Source organism: Piscibacillus sp. B03 (genome assembly GCF_052246295.1).
Lineage (GTDB): Bacteria > Bacillota > Bacilli > Bacillales > Alkalibacillaceae > Piscibacillus.
In genome coordinates this window covers 224,404-245,987 of the sequence record NZ_JBQQCO010000001.1, presented here as the reverse complement: position 1 = coordinate 245,987, position 21,584 = coordinate 224,404, and the positions used below count along the sequence as shown (strand labels likewise).

Below are 21,584 nucleotides of genomic sequence, written 5' to 3'. Positions count from 1 at the left end.
ATTCGTTATAGTTTTCTAATCTAACTTTATCCGAATCAATTGATCATCTGACTGTTCAGGGTTACCTCGTCCATCTCGATTACTCGTTATCGTGTACAAATACCCATCTTCAATCCAAATATCACGCATTCGTCCACTATTTTCATAAAATGTCTCTGGCTCGCCCGATTCAATGTCATATGCGATGATCTTAGAACCGCGTAGGGCTGCAACATAAAGCGTTCCATCATAGTAGCCGATGCCAGATGGTGCCCAAGTCGAATCACCAGTGTGATAAAGTGGAGGACTCATTTTCTCTGCATTTTCATCACCTTCTATAACTGGCCATCCATAGTTTCTACCTGCTTCAATCACGTTGAGTTCATCATGTGCGCTATTTCCATGCTCTGATGCATACATGGTGCCATCATCACTCCATGCTAATCCTTGAGGGTTCCGGTGTCCAAACGAATAGACGAGTGAATCACTAAACGGATTATCTTCAGGCACAGTACCATCTACATTCATTCGCAAGATTTTCCCTGCTAAACTTGTCTCCTCTTGGGCTAAATCAGGCTCAAGGGCATCACCTGTTGTGGCATAAAGTTTACCATCTGGCCCGAATGCTAGACGGCCACCGTTATGAAACCTCGCACCAGGTATTTGGTCAACGAGTACATCCGTCTCCTGCCAAGTATCATGATCTTTTTCGACCATTACGATACGATTTAAAATTTGATCGCCTTCTTGGTAAGTGTGGTAAAGGTAAGCTTTTCCGGAATTACTGAAATCAGGTGCAAGCAGTAGTCCTAGCAACCCACCCTCACCATAGTGCAAAATTTCTTTTTCCAATTCTAATGTTTGCTCAGTGACGTCACCATTTGAATCAATCTGCAATAAACGACCATCACGCTCTGTTACAAAAAACGTTTCGCCGGATCCTGCGATCGACCAAGGAATGGCAAGCTTCTCAACGAGTGTTGTCACCTCTTCTTCATTTCCAATAATGTCTTTTTCTTCAAGAGAGTGTTGAGCTTCTGGTTCGTCCGATGATTTAAGAGGTTCATCTGAGGTTTGAGATGAACAACCAATGGTGAGAATCAACATGAGCATAACTGAATATTTAATCATAAACTTACGCCCCCCTATCTATCAATTACTTTACCTTATTTTTCCTTATTAAAACACCTATAAAAAATATTTCGATACTCGTAGGAATTTTGTTGTTTATGTCGAATAGAAATAGTGGAGCAAATATTAGGGAGGTAGTCTCATGAATTTTAATAAACCAAACGTTAAACAGTTTTTCCAAACATATGGGATTCAAGCTTTTAGTGTAAGCCCAGATGAAACGCAACTGGCTTTTTCAACTAATTTGAATGGTCATTACAACCTTTGGGCGATGGATTTGCCGAATACATTTCCGTACCCATTAACATTCCACAATCAAAGTACAGGGTCGATTCAGTACGACAAAGAAGGCAACTTTATTCTATTAGCTTCAGATCAAGATGGAGATGAGAATACACAACTTTACGCGATTCCAACAAAAGGTGGCGAACTAAAACCAATTCGAACATCAGAAGGGCACCGACACATGATGCCGATGTTATCTAAGGATGGTAGAAAGGTTTACTATACATCGAATAAAGATTCCCAAACGTTCTTAAAGTCGTATGTATATAATCTTGAAAATGATCAAGAAGAAGTGTTTTTAGAAGGTGATGGTGCGCCGACCTATTTATCCGAAAAAAGCCCTGAAGAGACGAGTTTTGTCTATTTAAAAATGTTTGCAAACACGTCTCAATTAGCTTTTGCGGTAAAAGATGGAGAGCATCTACGACTAACACCTGAAACAGACCAACAGCATACATTTAGTGGTCTAGCATATGCCTCAGAAAAAGATCTTTACTTCACCACAACGTATGATGCTGATTTTGCTTATCTTGCAAAATTTGATTTAGAAACAAAAGAGTTTTCTAAAGTTAAAGAACTAGATGGTGTGTCGCTAACTGATGTTAAGTATGATGAGTCATCCAACTCGTTATACATTGGTGGATCTAAAGGAGTAAAAGATTCGCTTTACCGCTATGATTTAGAGAATGGTACGTTAGAAGAATTGGTTTTACCGGTAAGTGTTGTCATGCAGATGAAAGTGGCCGAGTCAGGAAACCTTTACTTAATGGGTGTATCGGCTACAGTGCCAACTAATATTTATAAATTTTCGGATGGTAAGTGGGAAAACCTAACGAACTACGGTGTTCCTGGTGTTGCCAAAGAAGAAATGGTAGAACCAGAAGTTGTGACGTATCCATCATATGATGGAACAGAAATTGAAGCGATGTTCTTCCGTGCCAAACCAGATAACGATAATGGTCATGTAATTCTATGGCCACACGGTGGACCACAAGCAGCTGAACGCCAGACGTTTAGAGCATTATTCCAGTTCTTACTGTACCAAGGCTATAGTATTTTTACCCCTAACTTCAGAGGTTCAACTGGCTATGGTTTGAAGTTTACGAAAGTCATTGAAGGCGACTGGGGTTATGGTCCGCGCTTAGATAACGTTGAAGGTCTTGAGTGGTTAATTAAGAATGGGTATGCCGATCGCGATAAAATTTTACTTATGGGTGGTAGCTATGGTGGCTACATGGCTTTACTTCTACACGGGCGTCATCCAGAATACTTCAAAGCCGTTGTGGATATCTTTGGCGTAAGTAACCTATTCAGCTTCGTTGAAAGTGTTCCAGAGCACTGGAAGCCAATGATGAAGCAATGGGTTGGAGATCCTGTGAAAGATAAGGATAAATTTACAGAGGACTCACCAATTACGTATTTAGAATCGATGACTAAACCAATGCTAGTCATCCAGGGTGCAAAAGACCCTCGTGTTGTAAAGGCCGAATCAGACCAAATCGTTGAAGCTTTAGAAAAGCAAGGAACCGATGTTCAGTATCTGGTCTTAGACGACGAAGGACACGGATTTTCTAAGAAAGAAAACGAAATCAAAGTATATGAACAAGTTCTCGAATTCTTCGAGCAATACGTTTAATATGATCCAGCTCCTAAACCGGGGCTGGATTTTTTATATCTGTTATTTCTGCTTATAGAATGATTACACCTCAAAAATAAATAATTTTTTTGGTTAACGTTATAAATACTTAAAAATACCCTGTTTTACTAAGCAATCATTCTATTTACTTAAAAAAAGACTTGGATCGAAGTCCGCGAAGCCAGTCAGGGTGCTTGTTATAAAATTTTTAGAAAATTCACTACTTTACAGCTTTAAAGTGTTTTTAAATATGGAGTATACACAAAAATGTGGGAGAATACACAAAATTATAAAAGAATTTAAACATTAAGGTTGAAATTATCGTTAAATTTGGTATTATATACTTGCAAATCATAATAAATCACAATATTTAAGCGAAGGGGGATGAGGGTAATGGAAACATCTCTTATCTTAGTATCTTTAACAGTCTTCCTAACCTTCCTAGTACTATACGCAGCAGAAAAGGTTATTTCGCTCTTCAAGAGAAAGAAATCAACCCTTCAAACTATAGATGAAGCAACGAACGGATTAGACATGGAAGTAGAAGTAAGCCATCGTTAATTACAGTAAAAGGGCTCGCCGACAACGGTAGAGCTCTTTTTTAATATTTTAAGTGTCGCTCAAATGTATCAATAACATAAAAAATCTGCCCCGAATTCTCGAGGCAGCTGTATTAAGTGTTGAGCTTGAAATCAAACTCAGGGTGTTTATAAATGACCTCAAATCGATCATCGTTTTCCAATGTCGACAAATCTTCTGGGGAGTAGAGGAAGAAGTCATTATTTAAATCAACACCAGCGCCATAGTAGTAACATAACCAAACAAGTTTTGAACAATATATCGAGTTATAAGGATCATTTAATGGAACTAGTGGGCTTAGTGAAAATGGTGGTACATCTTCACCTTTTTTCAGGCTAGAATTATACATATGCAAATATTCATAAGCGAATTCTGTTGCTTGATTAGCCACATTATAATCGCGACAACGTAAGTGCATATAGTTAGGATGTATGTCAATAAACTCTCGAATCGTTGCTTGCCTAATTTGTGGCATAGATGTTGTAGCTTCAATGATGTTACGTTGGTCAAGGACTAAGGCAGAATGCCCCATATATCCAGGTGGTGGGAAGTCGCCGAAGTTATCGCAAGCTACCAATATGTCTCCTGGTAAAAAGTCTTGACGAGTTGGTGTCCGGCGCGATTTTCCACCTATAATCACTGTTTCATGTTTATCTCCATCAGCAAAAATAAGCGCCACTTTAACTGGTTTTCCTTCAGGATTTCTTAAATGAAAATCAGAAATAGGGTGGAATGTGCCGACCAAGTCTCCACCTAAGTATACTTTAATGTAACGAACTGGGTACCTAAACAAATCAATGTGAACGGAAACCGTATCACCCGTAGTAGTTCCAGTGATGATTGGGTTTGCCATGTAAAACACCTCATCTTCGTAGTCGTATACTACAAGATATAGGTATTCACCCAAAAAGGTGCATCATTTGTAACAATTTTTTTAAATTAACGTCTAAGTCTATAGAGGTGATGAGATGAAACAGATATTAGTACTTATTGGGTTTGTTATGGTACTTGCAGCCTGTGGAACGACAGGCTCTGCACCTTCAGATGATGAACTTAGCCAATACGAGGTAAAAGAAACTGAAAGCGAAGTTCAGGAAGGCGATTTTGTTTATCGTTTAGTGACGGAAAAAGGGGAGTATGAAGGTGGGTCTAATGTGTCCATCTATGCAGAGTTGGAGTATGTAGGAGATCAAAATCAGGTTGAGATAACACACGCCGAATCACCGTTTATTTTCCCCATTCATGAAGTCACAAGAGAGTATGATATAGGTTTCGCTATGAATGAGCCATTATTATCAACAGTTTTGGAAAAAGGTGAGCCATTACGTAAGGAGTATACTGCTTCAGGTGGTTTTTCAAGCCAAGACCCAGATGAATATGTAGAGTTCATGCAAGAAGTCATGGACGGGGATTTTCCAAAAGGTTTCTATGAAGTAAACGGTTATGCTGATTTTAATTACAATGAACAAAAATATGAAATCCAAACCCAGGTCCAATTTAAAGTGACCGAATAGTCTAGCCCAGTGCTAGGCTTTTTTTATTCTGTAATAAAAAATCACCACCTAATTAATCAAAAAGTTGACACGTTTCTTGTCTCCACTGTATAATCTATTAATGTAACTAAAACCAAGTAAGTTTATAGGAATTGTTAGAAATTAGGTGAAATGATGTTTTTAAAAATAGATCAAGTTGGAAAAACGTACGAGGATCAGAAGCAAGGTCGCTTCGAAGTGTTTTCTGGTATTAATTTAACGATAGAGGAAAACCAGTTTGTGTCTATATTAGGACCATCTGGTTGTGGTAAGTCGACGCTACTTTCGATGGTGGCAGGCTTGCAAAGTGTTTCAGAAGGAACGATTTCTTTGGAAAACAACCAAATCAAAAAGCCGGGACCAGATCGTGGCATGGTATTCCAGGAACCATCGTTATTTCCATGGCTAAACGTTAAAGAAAACGTTTTATACCCGCTTAAAAAACAATTACCTAAAAAAGAAGCGGAGGAACGCGTTGATCATTTCTTAAAAATGGTTCACTTAAGTAAGTTTAAGAACCACTACACGTATGAACTTTCAGGAGGAATGCAGCAGCGTGTTGCGATCGCAAGAGCACTTGCGATGGACCCTAAAGTGTTATTAATGGATGAACCATTTGGCGCACTCGATGAACAGACGCGACACATTATGCATGATGAACTGACGAAAATCTGGCAAGAGACTAAGAAAACGATTCTATTTGTCACGCACAGTATCCAAGAGGCTATTAAACTATCTGACCGTGTCGTTGTGATGGGAACTAGACCAGGACGGATCATCGCAGATTTTGAGATTGACGTTCCACGACCACGAAGACGCGACGACGCCAAAGTGATTGAACTAGAGAACCAGGTAATGGACTTATTAAAAGACGAAATCGACAAAGTGTTGAAGGAAGAGTTAGATCATGAAACTAACTATTAAACGCATACTGTTCTTAGTTGTCGTAGTAGGGGTATGGCAGTCAATTGTATGGCTTGAAATATTTCCTTCAGTTGTCTTGCCAGGACCATTTAAAGTCTTTCAATCACTTTTTAACGGATTCACAGATGGTAGTTTACTAGTCGCGTTAGGCGCAAGCTTTAAACACCTCATTATTGGGATGTCACTTGCCCTAATTATTGGAACGTTACTAGGTGTCCTACTGGGGAAATCACGTCAGGCAGATGAAACAGCAGGCATGTACTTAATTGCCTTACAAAGTATTCCGAGTATTGTTTGGGTGCCATTATCATTAATGTTATTTGGGTTTACCGAGTTTGCGGTCATCTTCGTGGTTGTGTTAGGCGGAACCTTTGTAATGGCACTGAATGTCAGGTCAGCCATTCACAATGTTCCGCCACAGCTAGTCCGTGCTGCTAGAACGATGGGGACAAAGGGACCTGAATTATTTTACCGTGTTGAAATTCCAGCCAGTATCCCTTATTACATGACAGGTGTTAGGCTTGCTTGGGCATTCAGCTGGAGAGCACTCATGGCAGGTGAGCTCTTAAGTAACGGACCTGGTTTAGGTTATTCATTACAGTTCGCATCTGATTTTGCGAAGATGGACCAAGTCATTGGAATTATCATCATTATTGGTTTGATTGGCGCACTAGTCGATCAGCTAGTATTTTCTAGATTAGAGAAAAATGTCCTGAAACGTTGGGGACTTTTAAAAACATAAAAAAGGGGAGTTTAAATAAAATGAAAAGATTATTAATATTAGCAGCGATTATAATACTCGGGGCTGTGCTTGCGGCATGCGGTAGTTCAAATGCTGAAGAAGAATCAAATGAAGTCGTGACGATTGGATATTTTCCAAACATTAACCACGTAGCCGGAATGGTAGCGGAAGAAAAAGATTTATATTCCGAAACGTTACCAGATGGCACTGAAGTAAATTATCAGTATTTTCCAGATGGATCAGCATTCATGACAGCATTAGAAACTGGAGATATTGAAGCAGGAATTGTAGGTCCAGGACCCGCGATGAACCATTTCACAAGTGGTGCAAAGGTTAGCGTCGTTGGAGCAGCATCAACAGGTGGTACGGTTATTATGAAACGACCTGATGCTGACATTGAATCACCAGAAGATTTAGTGGGTAAAACATTTATCTCACCTCGCGTAGGTTGTACTCACGATGTTCAGTTTGAAGCATTAATGAAAGACGAATATGGTATCACATCTGATCGTACTGGTGGCGAGATGAAACACGTAACCGGAAAACCAGCAACATATTCGAATATGTTCGCAACAGGTAATGTCGATGCAGCGACCGTTCCAGAGCCTTGGGCGTCATTTATCGAAGAAGAGGGAACAGGTGAAGTTCTAATCGATACTCCAGATGTGGCTTACGGTGAAACGTTACCAGCAGCTGTTTTCGTTACTTCAAATGAATTAATTGAAAATGACCCAGAGCTTGTACAAAGCATTGTTGATGGGCACAAAAAAGCAACTGAGTTTATCCAAAACAATCCAGACGAATCAAAAGAGATTGCGATTAAGAAAATTAAAGAAATCACAGATCAAGAATTATCTCCTTCAGTGGTTGATCGTGCTTGGGAGCGAATCACGTTCACGTATGATGTAGATGAAGAAGTTCTTCAAGAGTTTGCGAACTCATCGTATGACTTAGGATTTCTAGATGAACAACCAGACTTAACAGGTTTAGTAGATAAAAGTTTTATAGAATAAATAAAAAAGGAAGTTTTTGCATTGTGCAAAGCTTCCTTTTTGAATTGAGTTGATCAATGAAAATTGAAGTTAGTGTGTGATAAGGTTTAGCTCTGCGTTGTCAAAATGCTGAGACTCTAGTAGGAACAGCACGAGCTGAGTGGCCACAGGATGTGGGTCAGTTCGGCGTCGCTACACGGATGTTGCGTACTTAGCCGAACATCCTTAATACCCGAACAGAAGTGAGTTTGGAGAAGTTGAAGCCGTGCTTGAGGAAAGCGAAGCATTTTGACTAAGCTAATAAAGAACTGCTATATCACAACCTCTTTCTAAGCTCTTAACCACTTCCAAATTTCTTGTGGTGTTGCGTTTTTGCCGTATATTAAAATTCCCACTTGGAAGATTTTACCCGCTAACTTCATGAAAATCCAGATACTTACGATTAAAATCGCGAGTCCAATCAACATTTCAACCCACGGCCATTCATCTAACACGGCCAAACGCATCAGCATCACAGCAGGTGATGTAAATGGTACATACGTTGCTACCTCTGCAATAATGCCTGAAGGATTGCTTAAAATAGGTGCAATTAAGAAGAATGGGATAAATGGTAACATCATGACTAGACCTTGGAAATTCCCACTTGTAGATGCATCCTCAATGGTTGCACCTAACCCTACAAATAGTGCTGCAAATAATAGATAACCTAGAATTGCAATCACTAATAACAATAACGTTTCTGGTACAAATAAATATTCAAGCACAGGAATATCTTCAAGTTTCCATAGGGCAAATGGTGTCACAAGTGTTATCCATACAGCAACTTGTAAAAGCCCTAAGCTAAAGTAACCTAAAATTTTACCTTGCATGAGTTCACTAGCGGTAACGGAAGACAAAATGATTTCTGCAACTTTGTCTTTCTTCTCTTGAGAAGCACTTTGGAAAATCATCATGCCAGAGATGACGATTGAGAATAGTACAAGTCCTGCAAAGAGACTAGGTAGGGCTTTTTCGTATGGGAATCCGCCTGCTTCTTGTTCTTCTGATGGTGTAGACTCTGTACCCTCCTCAACACTAGCTACCTCATAATTAATCGGCTGTTGAACTAACTGCATTTGCTCATTTGAAAGTCCTGCAACTTGGAGTTGTGCTTGCTTAATCGGCTGTTGGAGTACGTTAAGTTCATTTTCAAACGATCCACTTACATCGTCACCAACCATGTAAGTCACTGTACCTGTTTCAAGTGTATCTTCACTAATAAAAATATAAGCAGCATCTTCTTCTGTCGTTAGAGTACTCTGCATTTGCTCAGGCTCATCAGAAGTCTCAATGACATCCCATGACACAAAGTCTCCTTCCTCGATTACAGGTTGAATAGCTTCATAAACACCAACTTGATCATTTAAATAAACAGTTGTGCTTGGTTCATCATCACCTAAGTTACTAAGGAACGTAGGTGCCGTTGCAAAAATCACAAATAATAGTGGTGTTAAAAACAGTGAGATAATAAAAGATTTATTACGCACATTTCGTTTAAATTCCCAATTTCCAACTTTAATACTATTACGCATGTGAAGCACCTACTTCCTCAGCTAAATTCTGATCTGTCGCTATATCAACAAAAATTTCATGCAAGGATACACGATCGACTGAAAGCTCTTGTACGTCAAGTGTATTAGGAAGTTCTTTTAACCAGCTGGTCACTTGAACATCATGTGTTAAATACAACACTGAGATATCGCCGCTTTGTTCAACACGTGTCACTTCAGATAATTTTTCAAGTACTGAAGTGTCATTCTTTCCACGAATTGTACACTTAAAGTTGGCATATTCCGTTTTAACATCATCCATCGAACCGTAGATGACTTTTTCACCGCGATTGATCATAAACAAACGGTCACACATTTCTTCAACTAGATTCATCTGGTGTGAACTTAGTAAAATCGCCGTTCCATTATTAGCAAGCTCTTTAATCTCATGCTTAAACACATCTTGGCTGACAGGGTCTAAGCCAGAAAATGGTTCATCTAAAATTAACAGTTCAGGCTCGTGAATAATCGATCCAATAAACTGGACTTTTTGCCCCATCCCTTTGGATAGTTCTTCAACTGATACATTTTCTTTCCCATTAAGTCCAAGTCTCTCTAAATAATAGAGGGCGCGCTTTTTAGCTTTATCTTTAGGGTAATCTTTAAGACTAGCAAAGTATAAAAGTACATCCATGACTTTCACGTTTTTATAAAGTCCACGTTCTTCGGGTAAATAACCAATCTTATGACGTGGGATTTCACTTCCGTTATGCCCGTGAAAGGTAACACTACCCTCATCAGGATACATAATCCCCATAATGTTACGAATCGTTGTCGATTTACCCGCACCATTCGGACCTAAAATAGCCATGATTTCACCCTTGTGAACATCGAAAGAAATTCCTTTTAAGACCTTCGTGTTCTTAAACGACTTTTGTATGTTCTTTACACTTAAGGCTTTTTCCAACTCTCTCTCCCCTTTGTTCTTTTTTATATTGTTAACATCAACGAAATGGTATCTTCTAAACTTAAATGTTCTTTATTTAACCACCTTAATTGATGTCGACTTAAGTAATTCTCTAAATCAGCCTCATTTGTTGTGATGACTGTTTTACTGCCTTTCCGCCTTACTTCACCAGGGAGTTTTTCACTAGGTAAAGGGTCAACTAACCAATACTGAGTATATGTTTCTGTTAAAGATTCTTTATCTTTATGAGCTAAAAGTTCTCCATCTTTCATAATCGCAACCATATCTGCAAGCTTTCGAATATCTTCAACTTGGTGTGTGGCCAAGATGAGCGTACGTTCGCCATCTTCCATCCATTCAGCAAGTAAATCTAACAAAATAGTTTTCGAAACGATATCGATATGAGATGTTGGTTCGTCTAGCATCATAATTGGAGTGTTTCTTGGAATGGTCAAGCTTAAGGCAAGTTTTTGTTGGCCACCAGGCGATAAGCTTTTAAAATTCTTCTTAAGATTGACATCCAGTTCTTTGACCATTCGTTGGAAAAGTGCTTCATCCCAATTAGGGTAAAGTGAAGAAACTAACTCTTTTAATTGAAAACCATTAAACGGATCGTGGCCTAACTTATTTTGTGGAAGATAAGCAATATTTTGTTTCCAATCTTCCTTCTCTTGCACATAACTCCCTAATATACGAATATCTCCAGAAGTAGGTTTCACTAAGTTCATAATCGATTTAATCAACGTACTTTTACCGGCACCGTTGCTTCCGACAAAAGTTGTTACTAAGCCTGGTTCTATACTCAAATTAAAAGGTCCTAATTCAAAATCATCTCTCGATTTATGAAGGTCCTTAATTTCAACTGAATAGCTCAAGATTCTCCCTCACTTTCATCTAGTAATTTATTAAATAATCGTTTTACCTCTGTTTTTGAATAACTATGTTGATAGGCAGTTCCAATCGCTTTGCGTAGTGCATTAGCAACCGTATCCTCTTTGATTTCTTTTTTTAAAGACATATTAATATCCGCAACGAACGTCCCTTTACCTTGTAAAGTTTTGATAAATCCCTCATACTCTAAGTTTTGATAAGCTCGCCTTGTTGTAATGACGCTCACCTCCAAATCTTTCGATAAAGCACGAATGGAAGGAAGTGACGTGCCAGCTTCTAACTGGCCACTAGCAATTAGAGCTTTAATTTGATGCTCGATCTGATGGTAAATTGGCTCTCGAGACTGTTCGGATAGTTTTATGGGTAGTTCCAAGTCGCCCTCTCCTTCCTATAGTTCAAAGTCTTCTTTCTTCAATCTATTTTTAGCGTTGTAAACCCAATAACTGTTTGCAATTGGAATGATTAATAAAGATATCACTGATACCCACAATGGCCATTGATTGGCTAAATCTATTGTTAAGACGACTAAGCCATGATTATAGAATATATAGGTGGGTGTAATTAAAAGAGTAATACCAGTTATTAATCCAATTGTTATCCAAACTAACTTTGTGTTAGTAACGTTGCGATCACCTACATCACTTGCTGGGTAAATAGATCCGAAACTTAATCCAATGCTAAACCATAGTAAAGAGAAAGCTATATACCCTTGAGTGGTGAATGTATCACTAATTTCTGGTGAAAAATAAAAGCCAATAAAGAATAAAAGTAAAACAGGTATAGCGTTTAAATAGAAAAGTATAAACCGACTTTTAATCAGTGTGTTATGTTGAATAGGTAACTTGTGTAACATAAAAAATACAGGTGATGCATACGTTTGGCTACTCACTTTTTGGTATTGAAATTCTTTCGGTACTAGCCAAGCATAACCAAAAGCAAAGACTGAAAAATAAATATAGTCTAATCCTAATCCTCCATCCGCTAATACTGAACCAATTGTTGCGTAAGTTAACACTAATAACGCTACTAGCATCATGAATTGGTTAAATACGCGTTTAAACCACTCTACTTTCCACTCGAACAATGCGAGTTTGACAGCTTCCTTCCACATAAATGAACCTCCAATTAACTGTTATACTGTTTATATCTATATGCACAGTATACACACCTCTTAATTAGAAGTAAACAGTTAACTTTTAATTTAATTGAAAATGTTATAGCATAAGCGTTGTGATAATAAAGGAGAGGTGTAATTCATGACATCAAGATCATCTCATTGGAGACTGATACTACTATTAGGTGCATTCACAGCACTTGTACCGTTAACAATAGATTTATACTTACCGGCATTTCCGGAATTAGCTAAGGGATTAGAGACGACACCATCGTTAGTTCAGTTGAGCTTGACGACAAGCTTACTAGGGATTGCTTTTGGACAACTTGTGATTGGAGCCTTGAGTGACATCTTTGGGAGGAAGAAACCGCTCATTATCGCGATTGCAGTGTATGTACTAGCTTCTATTATTTGTGCGATTGCACCAAATATATGGGTGTTAGTAGCAGCTCGCTTCATTCAAGGGTTCTCAGGAGCGGGTGGAATTGTGATCTCTCGCTCGATTATACGAGATTTATACTCAGGCTCTGAATTAACTAAAATGTTCTCGTTACTCGTTTTAGTAATGGGGCTTGCGCCAATTTTAGCCCCTATGATTGGTGGACAAATTCTATTATTTACTAGTTGGCGAGGACTTTTTGCGATTTTATCAGTTGCGGGATTAATCCTAGTAGCACTAGCCATTTTTAAATTAAAAGAATCATTACCAACAAACGAACGTTCTGATGGTGGAATGAAGACGACTGTGGGAATTTTTGTAAAACTAACGAAGCATCGTCGCTACATGGGGTTTGCATTTATACAAGGCTTTGCTGCGGCTGCCATGTTTGCTTACATTTCAGGTTCATCATTCATTTTGCAAGATATTTTTTCGTTATCGCCACAAACGTACGCTATGATTTTTGGATTGAATGCTTTAGGTTTTATTACAATGAGTCAGGTGGTCGGACGGTTATCTGGTCGTGTACACGAACAAACATTATTAGTGATCGGATTATTAGTTGCTTTGACAGGCGGAACAACGTTAGTTGCTGCTGCTATATTTGAAGGTGGATTATTTATTGTCGTAATCGGATTACTGTTCATCACCTCAAGTACCGGTATGATCAACCCAACAAGTCTATCGTTAGCCATGCAAACACAAGACCGTAATGCTGGCAGTGCATCAGCTTTATTAGGCTTATTCCAGTTTGTGTTTGGCGGAACAGTAGCACCATTAGTTGGCGTATTCGGTACAAGTACCATGCTGCCACTTGCAATCATTATACTCGTCAGCCAGCTACTCATTGTGCTAAGTTATATATTATTAGTGAAAACAAGGGAGGGGCATGTCAGTGGAGCTTAACTATGAGGTTCAAACTCAAAGCGGAACAACAACATTGAACGATTTAATCCGTAACGAAAAGACCATCTTAGTATTCACACGTCACCTTGGTTGACCAATCTGCCGACAATTACTCGCGCAGTTGCGTGAGAAGTATGAAGAAATCGAACGCGAAGGCTATCAAGTGATAGCTGTCGCGCCCTCCAATGCATCCTTTATTAAAGAATTTTTAGATGCATTCGGACCTTACCCGTTTGAAATTGTTGGCGACCCCGATCGTCAAGCCTTTAAAGCGATCAAAGCTAAAAGACCCGCGAAAATCAAACTACTCACAAAAGTCATCTTAGGCGTGATCACTCGGAAGTTGAAAAACATCATTCCGAAAGACGAACAACAAGCCAAGTTTGTGAAAAAATCGATGACCACTCAAGATGTCTACATTCAAGGAGCCACTCTGATCTTTGATGAAGACGGTAAACTTCTATGGAAACATCTAGATGAATCACCAGAAAAACACGCAAAAGTTAATCAAATATTTAGTGTGATCAAAAGCTGACGTGAAGTCAGCTTTTCTGTTGTTTCATGTCAGCAGCTTCGTTTTGTTTATTATCTAATTTTCAGCTTTATTATCTATTTTGCGTTATTGATCATAAACCTTGGTAGGCTCATTTAATGTATTAATGTGAATGGACCAATGAGAACATGATTGTCGGCGAAATAAAGGCTAACTTCGGCGAAATAAGTGCCCGCTCCGGCGAAATAAAGGCTAACTTCGGCGAAATAAAGGCCCACTTCGGCGAAATAAAGCCCCGCGGCGGCGAAATGATTGGCACCGACTGCCTGTTATCGACATATAAGGTGTGACATAAAGGTTTTCAACGCCTTGTTAACTTCACATCCACCCCAAAAAGTTATTCATAAATAAAATTCCATAGCATAAGTTTTATAAAGGACAAGCTTGTTCCTTAGTAAACAAAAAATTTTGAATTTTTTGTTTACATTTGATAAAATGGATAGAAAGAAGTCAGACCTTGTTAGTACATAGCAAGCATGTAAGCGCATTCAAAAAGGTTCTGCTTTCTATAAAAATTATTAAGGGAGGAAATTTTGATGACGTATGCATTTCCAAACACAGATGGTGCTGTTGTAAATTTTAAAGATCGTTATGAGAACTATATTGGTGGGAAGTGGACGCCACCAGTAAATGGTCAATACTTTGAAAACGTAACGCCTGTGACAGGTAAGGCTTTTACTGAAATACCTCGTTCGACAAAAGAGGATGTTGAGCTTGCTCTAGATGCGGCACATGCTGCAAAGGATGAGTGGGCTAAGACTTCTGTTGCGGAACGTGCAAATATGTTAAATAAAATTGCAGACCGAATTGAGGAAAACTTAGAAGTATTAGCGGTTGCAGAAACATGGGAGAACGGGAAATCAGTTCGTGAAACACTTAACGCCGACCTTCCGCTTGCAGTTGATCACTTCAGGTACTTTGCGGGCGCAATCCGTGCTCAAGAAGGTTCTATTGGTGAAATTAATAACGATACAGTGGCTTATCATTTCCATGAGCCAATTGGTGTGGTTGGACAAATTATTCCTTGGAACTTCCCGTTACTTATGGCAACTTGGAAGTTAGCGCCAGCCTTAGCAACTGGTAACTGTGTGGTATTAAAGCCAGCAGAACAAACGCCATCATCAATCCTAGTGTTAATGGAACTGATTGAAGACTTAATCCCTGCGGGGGTTGTTAACATTGTAAACGGCTTTGGGCTTGAAACTGGTAAGCCATTAGCGCAAAACCCTCGTGTTGATAAAGTTGCTTTCACAGGTGAAACAACAACAGGTCGTTTAATTATGCAGTATGCGTCACAAAACTTAATCCCGGTTACGCTTGAACTAGGTGGTAAATCGCCAAACATCTTCTTTAAAGATGTGATGGATCAAGATGATGATTTCCTAGATAAAGCGATAGAAGGTCTTGTCATGTTTGCGCTAAACCAAGGTGAGGTTTGTACGTGTCCATCTCGTGCACTCATCCATGAAGATATTTACGATGAGTTTATGGAACGTGCGTTAAAACGTGTTGCTGAAATTAACACAGGTAACCCGTTAGATCCGAACACGATGATGGGAGCACAGGCTTCAAGCGAACAGTTAGAGAAAATCTTATCGTACTTAGATATCGGAAAACAAGAAGGTGCTGAATGTTTAATTGGTGGCGAGCAGAATGTACAAGAAGGTGATCTTAAAGATGGTTATTACGTTAAGCCAACTGTCTTTAAAGGACACAATAAAATGCGTATTTTCCAAGAAGAAATCTTTGGCCCAGTATTGTCTGTCACAACGTTCAAAGATGATGCTGAGGCAATGGAGATCGCCAATGATACACTTTACGGTTTAGGTGCAGGTGTATGGACACGCGATATCAACAAAGCTTACCGATTCGGTCGAGGAATTGAAGCTGGCCGTGTATGGACGAACTGCTACCACGACTATCCAGCTCACGCAGCATTTGGCGGGTACAAAATGTCAGGTGTCGGTCGTGAAAACCATAAGATGATGTTAAGCCATTACCAGCAAACCAAAAACCTACTAGTCAGCTACAGCCCTCAGAAATTAGGATTTTTCTAAGATTTAATGACTATAATAGTAAAAGGAAGCCTTTTGGTTGGGCTTCCTTTTTTAAAAAGAAAGGCGGGATGAAAATTGGTTCAACGTGTTACTGCAACAGATGCTGCCTTAGATTTAATCAAGACATTAAAAGAAAAGCATGGCCCCATCATGTTCCATCAGTCTGGTGGATGCTGTGATGGTAGTTCACCAATGTGTTATCCAGAAGGGGACTTAATGATAGGAGATCAAGATGTTTATTTAGGTGAAATTGGTGGAGCGCCTTTTTACATCCATCGCAATCAATTTGAATACTGGAAGCATACACAACTAATCATTGACGTGGTAGACGGTCGAGGCGGCATGTTTTCGTTAGAAGGTGTCGAGGGTAAACGTTTCCTAACTCGATCAAGAGCATTTACAGACGAAGAAAATAAACAATTACAATCTGAAACTTAGTGAAATGAGCGATGTACCATGGAACACAGTTCTATGGTATTTTTTTGCAAAGATTTTATTTTAATCACATTATGATTACATTTAAAAAAGGGCTTATCCCCTGAGTCAATAGTTTTGCAATTATTAGAATACATACGTACAATATTATGAATAAGATAAAAAATGAGGTGATCTCCGGTGGAGGTTATTATGTATATAGTGTCGCTAATCGTTCTTGCGGCAGCCGCGTTCTTGCTTTACAAAGGTTTAAATAAACTATTCGCTCATCGGAAAAAAGAGTTGAATCTGAAGGAAAATGAAGCTAGGCATATTAATTCGAAATAAAGCACATTAATTGAAATTCTTTTCAATTTATACAATAATGACCCTGATACGAATTGTTGGAGGTCGTCACATGAAGATTGAAATTTGGTCTGACGTTGTTTGTCCGTTTTGTTATATCGGAAAAAGACGTCTTGAAGAAGCAATGGAGCGATTTGGACAGGGTAACATTCAAGTCCATTTTAGAAGTTATCAATTAGATCCGAGTGCTGAGAAAAATACACATTCAGATATACATGAGATGTTAGCTAAGAAGTATGGGGTGCCATACGAAGAAGGTAAGCGTATGAATGATCAGATGGCACAACAAGCCAAAACAGTTGGATTGGAGTTTAACTTCGACCAGGTCATTCCTACCAATACTGAAGATGCTCATCGTTTAAGTCATTACGCTAATAAAAGTGGTAAGATGTATGACATGATGGAAAGTTTAATGCGTGCCTATTTTACAGAAGGAAAAGATGTAGGTGACCATCAGGTATTAGCAAATCTCGCTGAGGAAGTAGGTTTAGATCCTAAAGAAGCTTTAGAAGTCACTGAAACATCTAAATACAAACGAGATGTACATGCTGACCAACAAGACGCTCATCAAATAGGCGTCCAAGGTGTACCATTCTTTGTTTTTAATGAAAAGTACGCTGTTTCAGGTGCCCAGCCAACAGAGGTTTTTCTAGATGTACTAAAAAAAGTTCATGAAGAAGAACAGTCGCAACCTAAAATACAGGTATTAAATGAAACATCAAATACCGAATATTGTGATGACGACTCTTGTCAGTCATAGTGAGTGTGGGTGAGCATATACAGTTGATGCTCACCTTTTTATTTATATCTCTTCCACTGTTAAAATAATTTTAACACAAGAAAGCAGTCCATTTTTGTGTACATCTGTACTCAAATTAGACTACTTAATCACATGATTTATTTGTTCTTATGGTTCGATAAAATTTGTTGATGCAGTGGCTCAAAACCACTTGCGGCCGTCGCTTCGGCAATGACCTCATACCCGTATTTATTCGGATGGAGCCTACCAAAGTTAAATAAGTGTTCTCCTCCGTAAATAAAATAAGAATATATATCGACAAATCGCGTCCGTTCATCCTCGAATGATAGTAAGATATCATTGAATCTCTGTACCCAGAAATCGCTGTAGGAAAGGTGGGGAAAGGGGTTGTAAAGGCCTATTAATCTAATCATATAAGGCGTCGGATGAAGTGATTTTAAATAATGTATTTCTGACAAGATTGACATCATATTTTGATAAAATTGAATCGTTACCTCATCAAACACACTCGGGTCATAAGTATACATAAATGCTTTATTGGCCTGTAACAAGTCATTTCCTCCAATGGTGATTGTGATAATATTAGCTGTCATTAATCTAGATTGTACTTTTTCATCTTGAATACGGTATAACAGATTTTCGCTTGTCAGTTTATTTTTCGCAAAAACTTCTGTCCGAACGGGGACTTGAAGTGTTTCAACTGCTCTTTGGGCATAACGGTTTACAAAGCCTTTAGAAAAATAATTACCGATCCCGACTGTTAATGAATCTCCAATTGCTTTGTAGACCACAAAATCATTCATAATCTCCCTCCTCGAAGGTCAATTAGACAGGTCACTATAAGCTCGCCCACTTTCTTTATAGAAGACGCCAAGTACTGCCTAATTTTCTATATAAAAAAGCTGCCTCTTATCATTAAATGACAGAAGCAGCGAGGAGGAATGGGTCATTACCACGCCTTTAGAAAAAGAATGGGAAGAAAATTCGGTTTAAGTTGAAAAATGGGTAACGAAAACGTCTAAATCGGCTGAAACGCCTAGGGTAACCATAACCATACGGTGAACCAAATCCTGGGCCGAAACCGTATCCAACACCGGGCGCTGGTCCAGGGCCGTAACCATAGTCATCATACCCATCTCCACGATCGTCTTCTCCACAAGGTACGATTAATGTCACACCATCTTCATCAAATTCATCAACAATACCTTCAAATAGCTGCCCGTCATTAGTTTCGACTTGAATGAGGTATAGATGATGTTTCTGACACATGTTAAACAAATTCTGTTTATGTTGGTCATACAGTTTAGGGTTTGAATTGTACCCTCCAAATTTCCCGTACGGTTGCTTCATTCCGGGAGAACCTGTGTGGAGGTTGAGTGGGTTAGAGTTTTGCTTTCCCTTAGGCTCTTTCTTATAGTATGAGTGTTTTTTGGGATCTTTTTGGTACTTCATTTGTTGGGGGTGGTTCATTTTACCTTTAAATTGATCCATACGTTTACCTCCTTTGCCTTCATAGCTAAAATATTCAAAGGTTTGGGCAAACGTGCTATTTGTAAAAGTTTTTCTGATAGGATATTAAAAAGACGCCTTGTGACTAAGGCGTCTTTCTTAAGTCTTAAGACTGATTTTCAAAACAATTAATGTTTACAGCAAGGTAATAAGGGGAATGATTTACCAACACTCAAAAAGGAGGTTAAACAATGGTAGACGAAAGAAAGGAAGAACGTGTTCGTCATGAGGAGCCAGATCGTACAGGTTCTACTGCTATAAAGTGGATTTCGATGATTATCATCACTGTTCTTATCATATTTTTCTTTATCTACTTCGTTTTCCCACTATTTGATAACTCAGGTGACAACCAAGACGGTGAGAATGTTGATATAGAATTAGACGTTGATGATGGTGGAACATCAGATGGAGATTCCTCTGGTGGAGGCGAGTCTGGTGGTAGTGACTCTGAAGGTGGCGGCGATTCATCTGAAGAGTAAGTTTAAAATAGGCGACTCGATTTAGGGTCGTCTATTTTATAATGTAACCAGTTCGTTTATAATGAATAAAAAGAATGAAAAAAGGTGGCGCGACAATGAATCTTTCAATTGAAGAAGAAGTTCGCTCAGTTGGTGATATGTTAGAAGAGCGTAAATATGATATCGCAAGGGAAATGAAATCAGAAGAACATGATACAGATGAAGCTCTAGAGTTTCGGTCTCAATTGGTAGGTTTTTTTGGGAAAGCTTGTTATGATCAAGATCAAAGTTTAAAAGAAATGTCTACGTGGGGACAAAATACAGGGCAATGGGCCATTGACCACGGGATCAATTTAGTTGATGTATTGGAGAAAGTTTCCTTTTTAAGGTTAACTATTTGGAAAGCAATAGAGGCATTTGTCATTGATAAAGATTACTCTGCAAAAACGGTATTTGCTTTGATACATAGGTTAGACCCACTTTTAGATGAAGGCATTCGTTCATTTACTGCAACATTTATTGACTCATATAAAATGAAAATACAAGAAGCACACGATAACTTTTTAGTACTATCTGCACCAGTTGTTCCATTGGGGGATGGCGTAGCAGTTTTACCGGTTGTCGGTAATGTAGACTCAGAACGAGCAGAAATTTTACTTGATACGGCATTGTCTGAAGCCAACAGTCAAGGTTTATCGCAAATATTTATAGATCTTTCGGCTGTTCCAGTCATTGACACTATGGTGGCTAGTCACATCTTTAAAATTGTCGAATCAATGGAGCTAGTTGGAACACATACGGTACTTGTTGGTATAAGGCCAGAAGTTGCTCAGACGATGGTCAACCTAGGTGTCCGGTTTGAAAAGATTGAATCGTATGGTACGTTAAATCAAGCGCTTTTGAGAAAAAATATATTCCAGCATAAAACAAGCTCCTAGTCATTGACTAAGAGCTTGTTTCGTATGAGTAGTTAACCATGTTACGTTTAAAGCCTAATTTTTCATATAATTGAATGGCTTTGTCGTTATCAAGGTCTACAGCCAAAAAGATGTCTTTTTTTGATTGTTTTGATGCCTCGTTAATGACATGGTTGATTAACTTTGTTGCGATACCCTGTCGTCTGGCTTTAGAGTTGACGGCAACATCTTCTAGACGAACAAAATTAGTTCCCTTAACTTCATCCCATAAAATCGCACCTTTAAGCTCATTGTCATCTGTTATGCATACAGCTTTCATCCCGAATTCACTTAAATAATGTCTTAAACGTTCTTCAGCATTATCCCATTGGGATGCATCTGCAAACAAAGCTCCTACTGAAGGAATCTCTGCCTGACCCACTTCTGAAACTAAAGTTAGTTGTTCACTTTTATTAACTTCACTAAGTTTATAAACCATTTCTAATTGTGCAGAGATTTGTTTCCAATCTTGCTGTTGAAGAGCCGAGTTGGTAACTAGATTATTAGAAGGTGTAGTGATTAATAAAGTAGAGAATATAGACTCAGCTTTCAATGTAGATAGAACCCCTGATATATTTTCTGAGGTATGGTAATCTCCTATAAGTACGGGGCCAATAATGTATGCTTCTTGATCACCTTTCTCATGTAAGTATCCCGTGAATCCAACAGTTTCAGAACAGTTTTCAATCATTAAAACACTATCTTCTAATGTATTGTTATACTCTGCGATTTCGGCTTTTAAGACTTCGATATTTTCAACTCTCGGATAGCCGATCCATTGAGTTTCGTTTTCATAACTTAGTTTACAAAGTCTATCAATCAATTCATAGTCTAATTTTTTAGGTCGTCTTGTATTCATCATGAT

General features: G+C 38.7%; 24 protein-coding genes. 14 read left to right on the top strand and 10 right to left on the bottom strand.

Annotated elements, in window-relative coordinates; translation table 11 throughout:
• Positions 1 to 15: 15 nt before the first annotated feature.
• Complete coding sequence (locus ACTWQB_RS01355) at positions 16 to 1,110, bottom strand: PQQ-dependent sugar dehydrogenase (protein WP_443137386.1); 1,095 nt, start codon at positions 1,108 to 1,110, stop codon at positions 16 to 18.
• A 142-nt stretch (positions 1,111 to 1,252) separates the two neighbouring features.
• On the opposite strand from ACTWQB_RS01355, the gene ACTWQB_RS01350 reads away from it, so the two are divergent.
• Positions 1,253 to 3,031: a prolyl oligopeptidase family serine peptidase gene (locus ACTWQB_RS01350; protein WP_443137385.1), complete on the top strand. Its 1,779-nt coding sequence runs from the start codon at positions 1,253 to 1,255 to the stop codon at positions 3,029 to 3,031.
• Between the two features lie 393 nt (positions 3,032 to 3,424).
• Positions 3,425 to 3,592 (top strand): hypothetical protein, encoded by a 168-nt coding sequence (locus ACTWQB_RS01345; RefSeq protein ID WP_443137384.1) that lies wholly within the window; start codon positions 3,425 to 3,427, stop codon positions 3,590 to 3,592.
• 112 nt (positions 3,593 to 3,704) lie between these two features.
• On the opposite strand, the gene ACTWQB_RS01340 is transcribed toward ACTWQB_RS01345, so the two are convergent.
• Complete coding sequence (locus ACTWQB_RS01340; RefSeq protein ID WP_443137383.1) at positions 3,705 to 4,463, bottom strand: hypothetical protein; 759 nt, start codon at positions 4,461 to 4,463, stop codon at positions 3,705 to 3,707.
• 115 nt (positions 4,464 to 4,578) lie between these two features.
• Between ACTWQB_RS01340 and ACTWQB_RS01335 the strand changes: the two genes are divergently transcribed.
• The 4 genes from ACTWQB_RS01335 (at position 4,579) to ACTWQB_RS01320 (ending at position 7,821) form a co-directional block, all read left to right on the top strand.
• The gene (locus ACTWQB_RS01335; protein WP_443137382.1) at positions 4,579 to 5,124 is read left to right on the top strand and encodes a hypothetical protein; all 546 of its coding nucleotides are present in this window, start codon (positions 4,579 to 4,581) and stop codon (positions 5,122 to 5,124) included.
• A gap of 153 nt (positions 5,125 to 5,277) precedes the next feature.
• A complete protein-coding gene (locus tag ACTWQB_RS01330) occupies positions 5,278 to 6,066 on the top strand; it encodes an ABC transporter ATP-binding protein (RefSeq protein WP_443137381.1) in 789 nt (262 codons plus the stop codon).
• Entirely contained in the window at positions 6,050 to 6,808 is a 759-nt protein-coding gene (locus ACTWQB_RS01325; protein WP_443137380.1) for an ABC transporter permease, read from the top strand. Before ACTWQB_RS01330 ends, ACTWQB_RS01325 begins: the two co-directional genes overlap by 17 nt.
• Before the next feature lie 20 nt (positions 6,809 to 6,828).
• Positions 6,829 to 7,821: an aliphatic sulfonate ABC transporter substrate-binding protein gene (locus tag ACTWQB_RS01320; protein WP_443137379.1), complete on the top strand. Its 993-nt coding sequence runs from the start codon at positions 6,829 to 6,831 to the stop codon at positions 7,819 to 7,821.
• A gap of 308 nt (positions 7,822 to 8,129) precedes the next feature.
• On the opposite strand, the gene ACTWQB_RS01315 is transcribed toward ACTWQB_RS01320, so the two are convergent.
• From ACTWQB_RS01315 to ACTWQB_RS01295, 5 genes are read right to left on the bottom strand one after another with little or no spacing between them, the layout of a single operon-like run.
• A complete protein-coding gene (locus ACTWQB_RS01315; protein WP_443137378.1) occupies positions 8,130 to 9,371 on the bottom strand; it encodes an ABC transporter permease in 1,242 nt (413 codons plus the stop codon).
• Positions 9,364 to 10,296: an ABC transporter ATP-binding protein gene (locus tag ACTWQB_RS01310; protein ID WP_443137377.1), complete on the bottom strand. Its 933-nt coding sequence runs from the start codon at positions 10,294 to 10,296 to the stop codon at positions 9,364 to 9,366. Before ACTWQB_RS01310 ends, ACTWQB_RS01315 begins: the two co-directional genes overlap by 8 nt.
• Before the next feature lie 23 nt (positions 10,297 to 10,319).
• The gene (locus ACTWQB_RS01305) at positions 10,320 to 11,171 is read right to left on the bottom strand and encodes an ATP-binding cassette domain-containing protein (RefSeq protein ID WP_443137376.1); all 852 of its coding nucleotides are present in this window, start codon (positions 11,169 to 11,171) and stop codon (positions 10,320 to 10,322) included.
• Entirely contained in the window at positions 11,168 to 11,560 is a 393-nt protein-coding gene (locus ACTWQB_RS01300) for a GntR family transcriptional regulator (RefSeq protein WP_443137375.1), read from the bottom strand. Before ACTWQB_RS01300 ends, ACTWQB_RS01305 begins: the two co-directional genes overlap by 4 nt.
• A 15-nt stretch (positions 11,561 to 11,575) precedes the next feature.
• Positions 11,576 to 12,298 carry a hypothetical protein gene (locus ACTWQB_RS01295; protein WP_443137374.1) on the bottom strand — a complete coding sequence of 241 codons (723 nt, stop codon included), beginning with the start codon at positions 12,296 to 12,298 and terminating at the stop codon, positions 11,576 to 11,578.
• Positions 12,299 to 12,470: 172 nt separating this feature from the next.
• Here ACTWQB_RS01295 and ACTWQB_RS01290 point away from each other — a divergent pair, with 172 nt between their 5' ends.
• From ACTWQB_RS01290 to ACTWQB_RS01265, 6 genes are all read left to right on the top strand, one after another.
• The gene (locus ACTWQB_RS01290) at positions 12,471 to 13,646 is read left to right on the top strand and encodes a multidrug effflux MFS transporter (protein ID WP_443137441.1); all 1,176 of its coding nucleotides are present in this window, start codon (positions 12,471 to 12,473) and stop codon (positions 13,644 to 13,646) included.
• A gap of 97 nt (positions 13,647 to 13,743) precedes the next feature.
• Positions 13,744 to 14,181 (top strand): peroxiredoxin-like family protein, encoded by a 438-nt coding sequence (locus tag ACTWQB_RS01285; RefSeq protein WP_443137440.1) that lies wholly within the window; start codon positions 13,744 to 13,746, stop codon positions 14,179 to 14,181.
• 146 nt (positions 14,182 to 14,327) lie between these two features.
• Complete coding sequence (locus ACTWQB_RS01280; RefSeq protein WP_443137373.1) at positions 14,328 to 14,489, top strand: hypothetical protein; 162 nt, start codon at positions 14,328 to 14,330, stop codon at positions 14,487 to 14,489.
• A 246-nt stretch (positions 14,490 to 14,735) separates the two neighbouring features.
• On the top strand, positions 14,736 to 16,256 hold the full coding sequence (gene exaC / locus ACTWQB_RS01275; protein WP_443137372.1) for an acetaldehyde dehydrogenase ExaC: 1,521 nt from the start codon (positions 14,736 to 14,738) through the stop codon (positions 16,254 to 16,256).
• Positions 16,257 to 16,331: 75 nt separating this feature from the next.
• Positions 16,332 to 16,694, top strand: a complete 363-nt coding sequence (locus ACTWQB_RS01270) for a DUF779 domain-containing protein (RefSeq protein ID WP_443137371.1) — start codon at positions 16,332 to 16,334, stop codon at positions 16,692 to 16,694.
• 394 nt (positions 16,695 to 17,088) lie between these two features.
• Positions 17,089 to 17,796, top strand: coding sequence for a DsbA family oxidoreductase (locus tag ACTWQB_RS01265; RefSeq protein WP_443137370.1), 708 nt, complete (start codon positions 17,089 to 17,091; stop codon positions 17,794 to 17,796).
• A 137-nt stretch (positions 17,797 to 17,933) separates the two neighbouring features.
• Here ACTWQB_RS01265 and ACTWQB_RS01260 read toward each other — a convergent pair whose 3' ends face one another.
• On the bottom strand, positions 17,934 to 18,599 hold the full coding sequence (locus ACTWQB_RS01260; protein WP_443137369.1) for a GDSL-type esterase/lipase family protein: 666 nt from the start codon (positions 18,597 to 18,599) through the stop codon (positions 17,934 to 17,936).
• Between the two features lie 157 nt (positions 18,600 to 18,756).
• A complete protein-coding gene (locus ACTWQB_RS01255) occupies positions 18,757 to 19,287 on the bottom strand; it encodes a hypothetical protein (RefSeq protein ID WP_443137368.1) in 531 nt (176 codons plus the stop codon).
• Positions 19,288 to 19,496: 209 nt separating this feature from the next.
• Between ACTWQB_RS01255 and ACTWQB_RS01250 the strand changes: the two genes are divergently transcribed.
• A complete protein-coding gene (locus tag ACTWQB_RS01250; protein WP_443137367.1) occupies positions 19,497 to 19,784 on the top strand; it encodes a hypothetical protein in 288 nt (95 codons plus the stop codon).
• Positions 19,785 to 19,879: 95 nt separating this feature from the next.
• A complete protein-coding gene (locus tag ACTWQB_RS01245; protein WP_443137366.1) occupies positions 19,880 to 20,701 on the top strand; it encodes an STAS domain-containing protein in 822 nt (273 codons plus the stop codon).
• A 7-nt stretch (positions 20,702 to 20,708) separates the two neighbouring features.
• Here the strand turns inward: ACTWQB_RS01245 and ACTWQB_RS01240 are convergent, their stop codons facing one another.
• Positions 20,709 to 21,578, bottom strand: coding sequence for a GNAT family N-acetyltransferase (locus ACTWQB_RS01240; protein WP_443137365.1), 870 nt, complete (start codon positions 21,576 to 21,578; stop codon positions 20,709 to 20,711).
• Positions 21,579 to 21,584 lie beyond the last annotated feature (6 nt).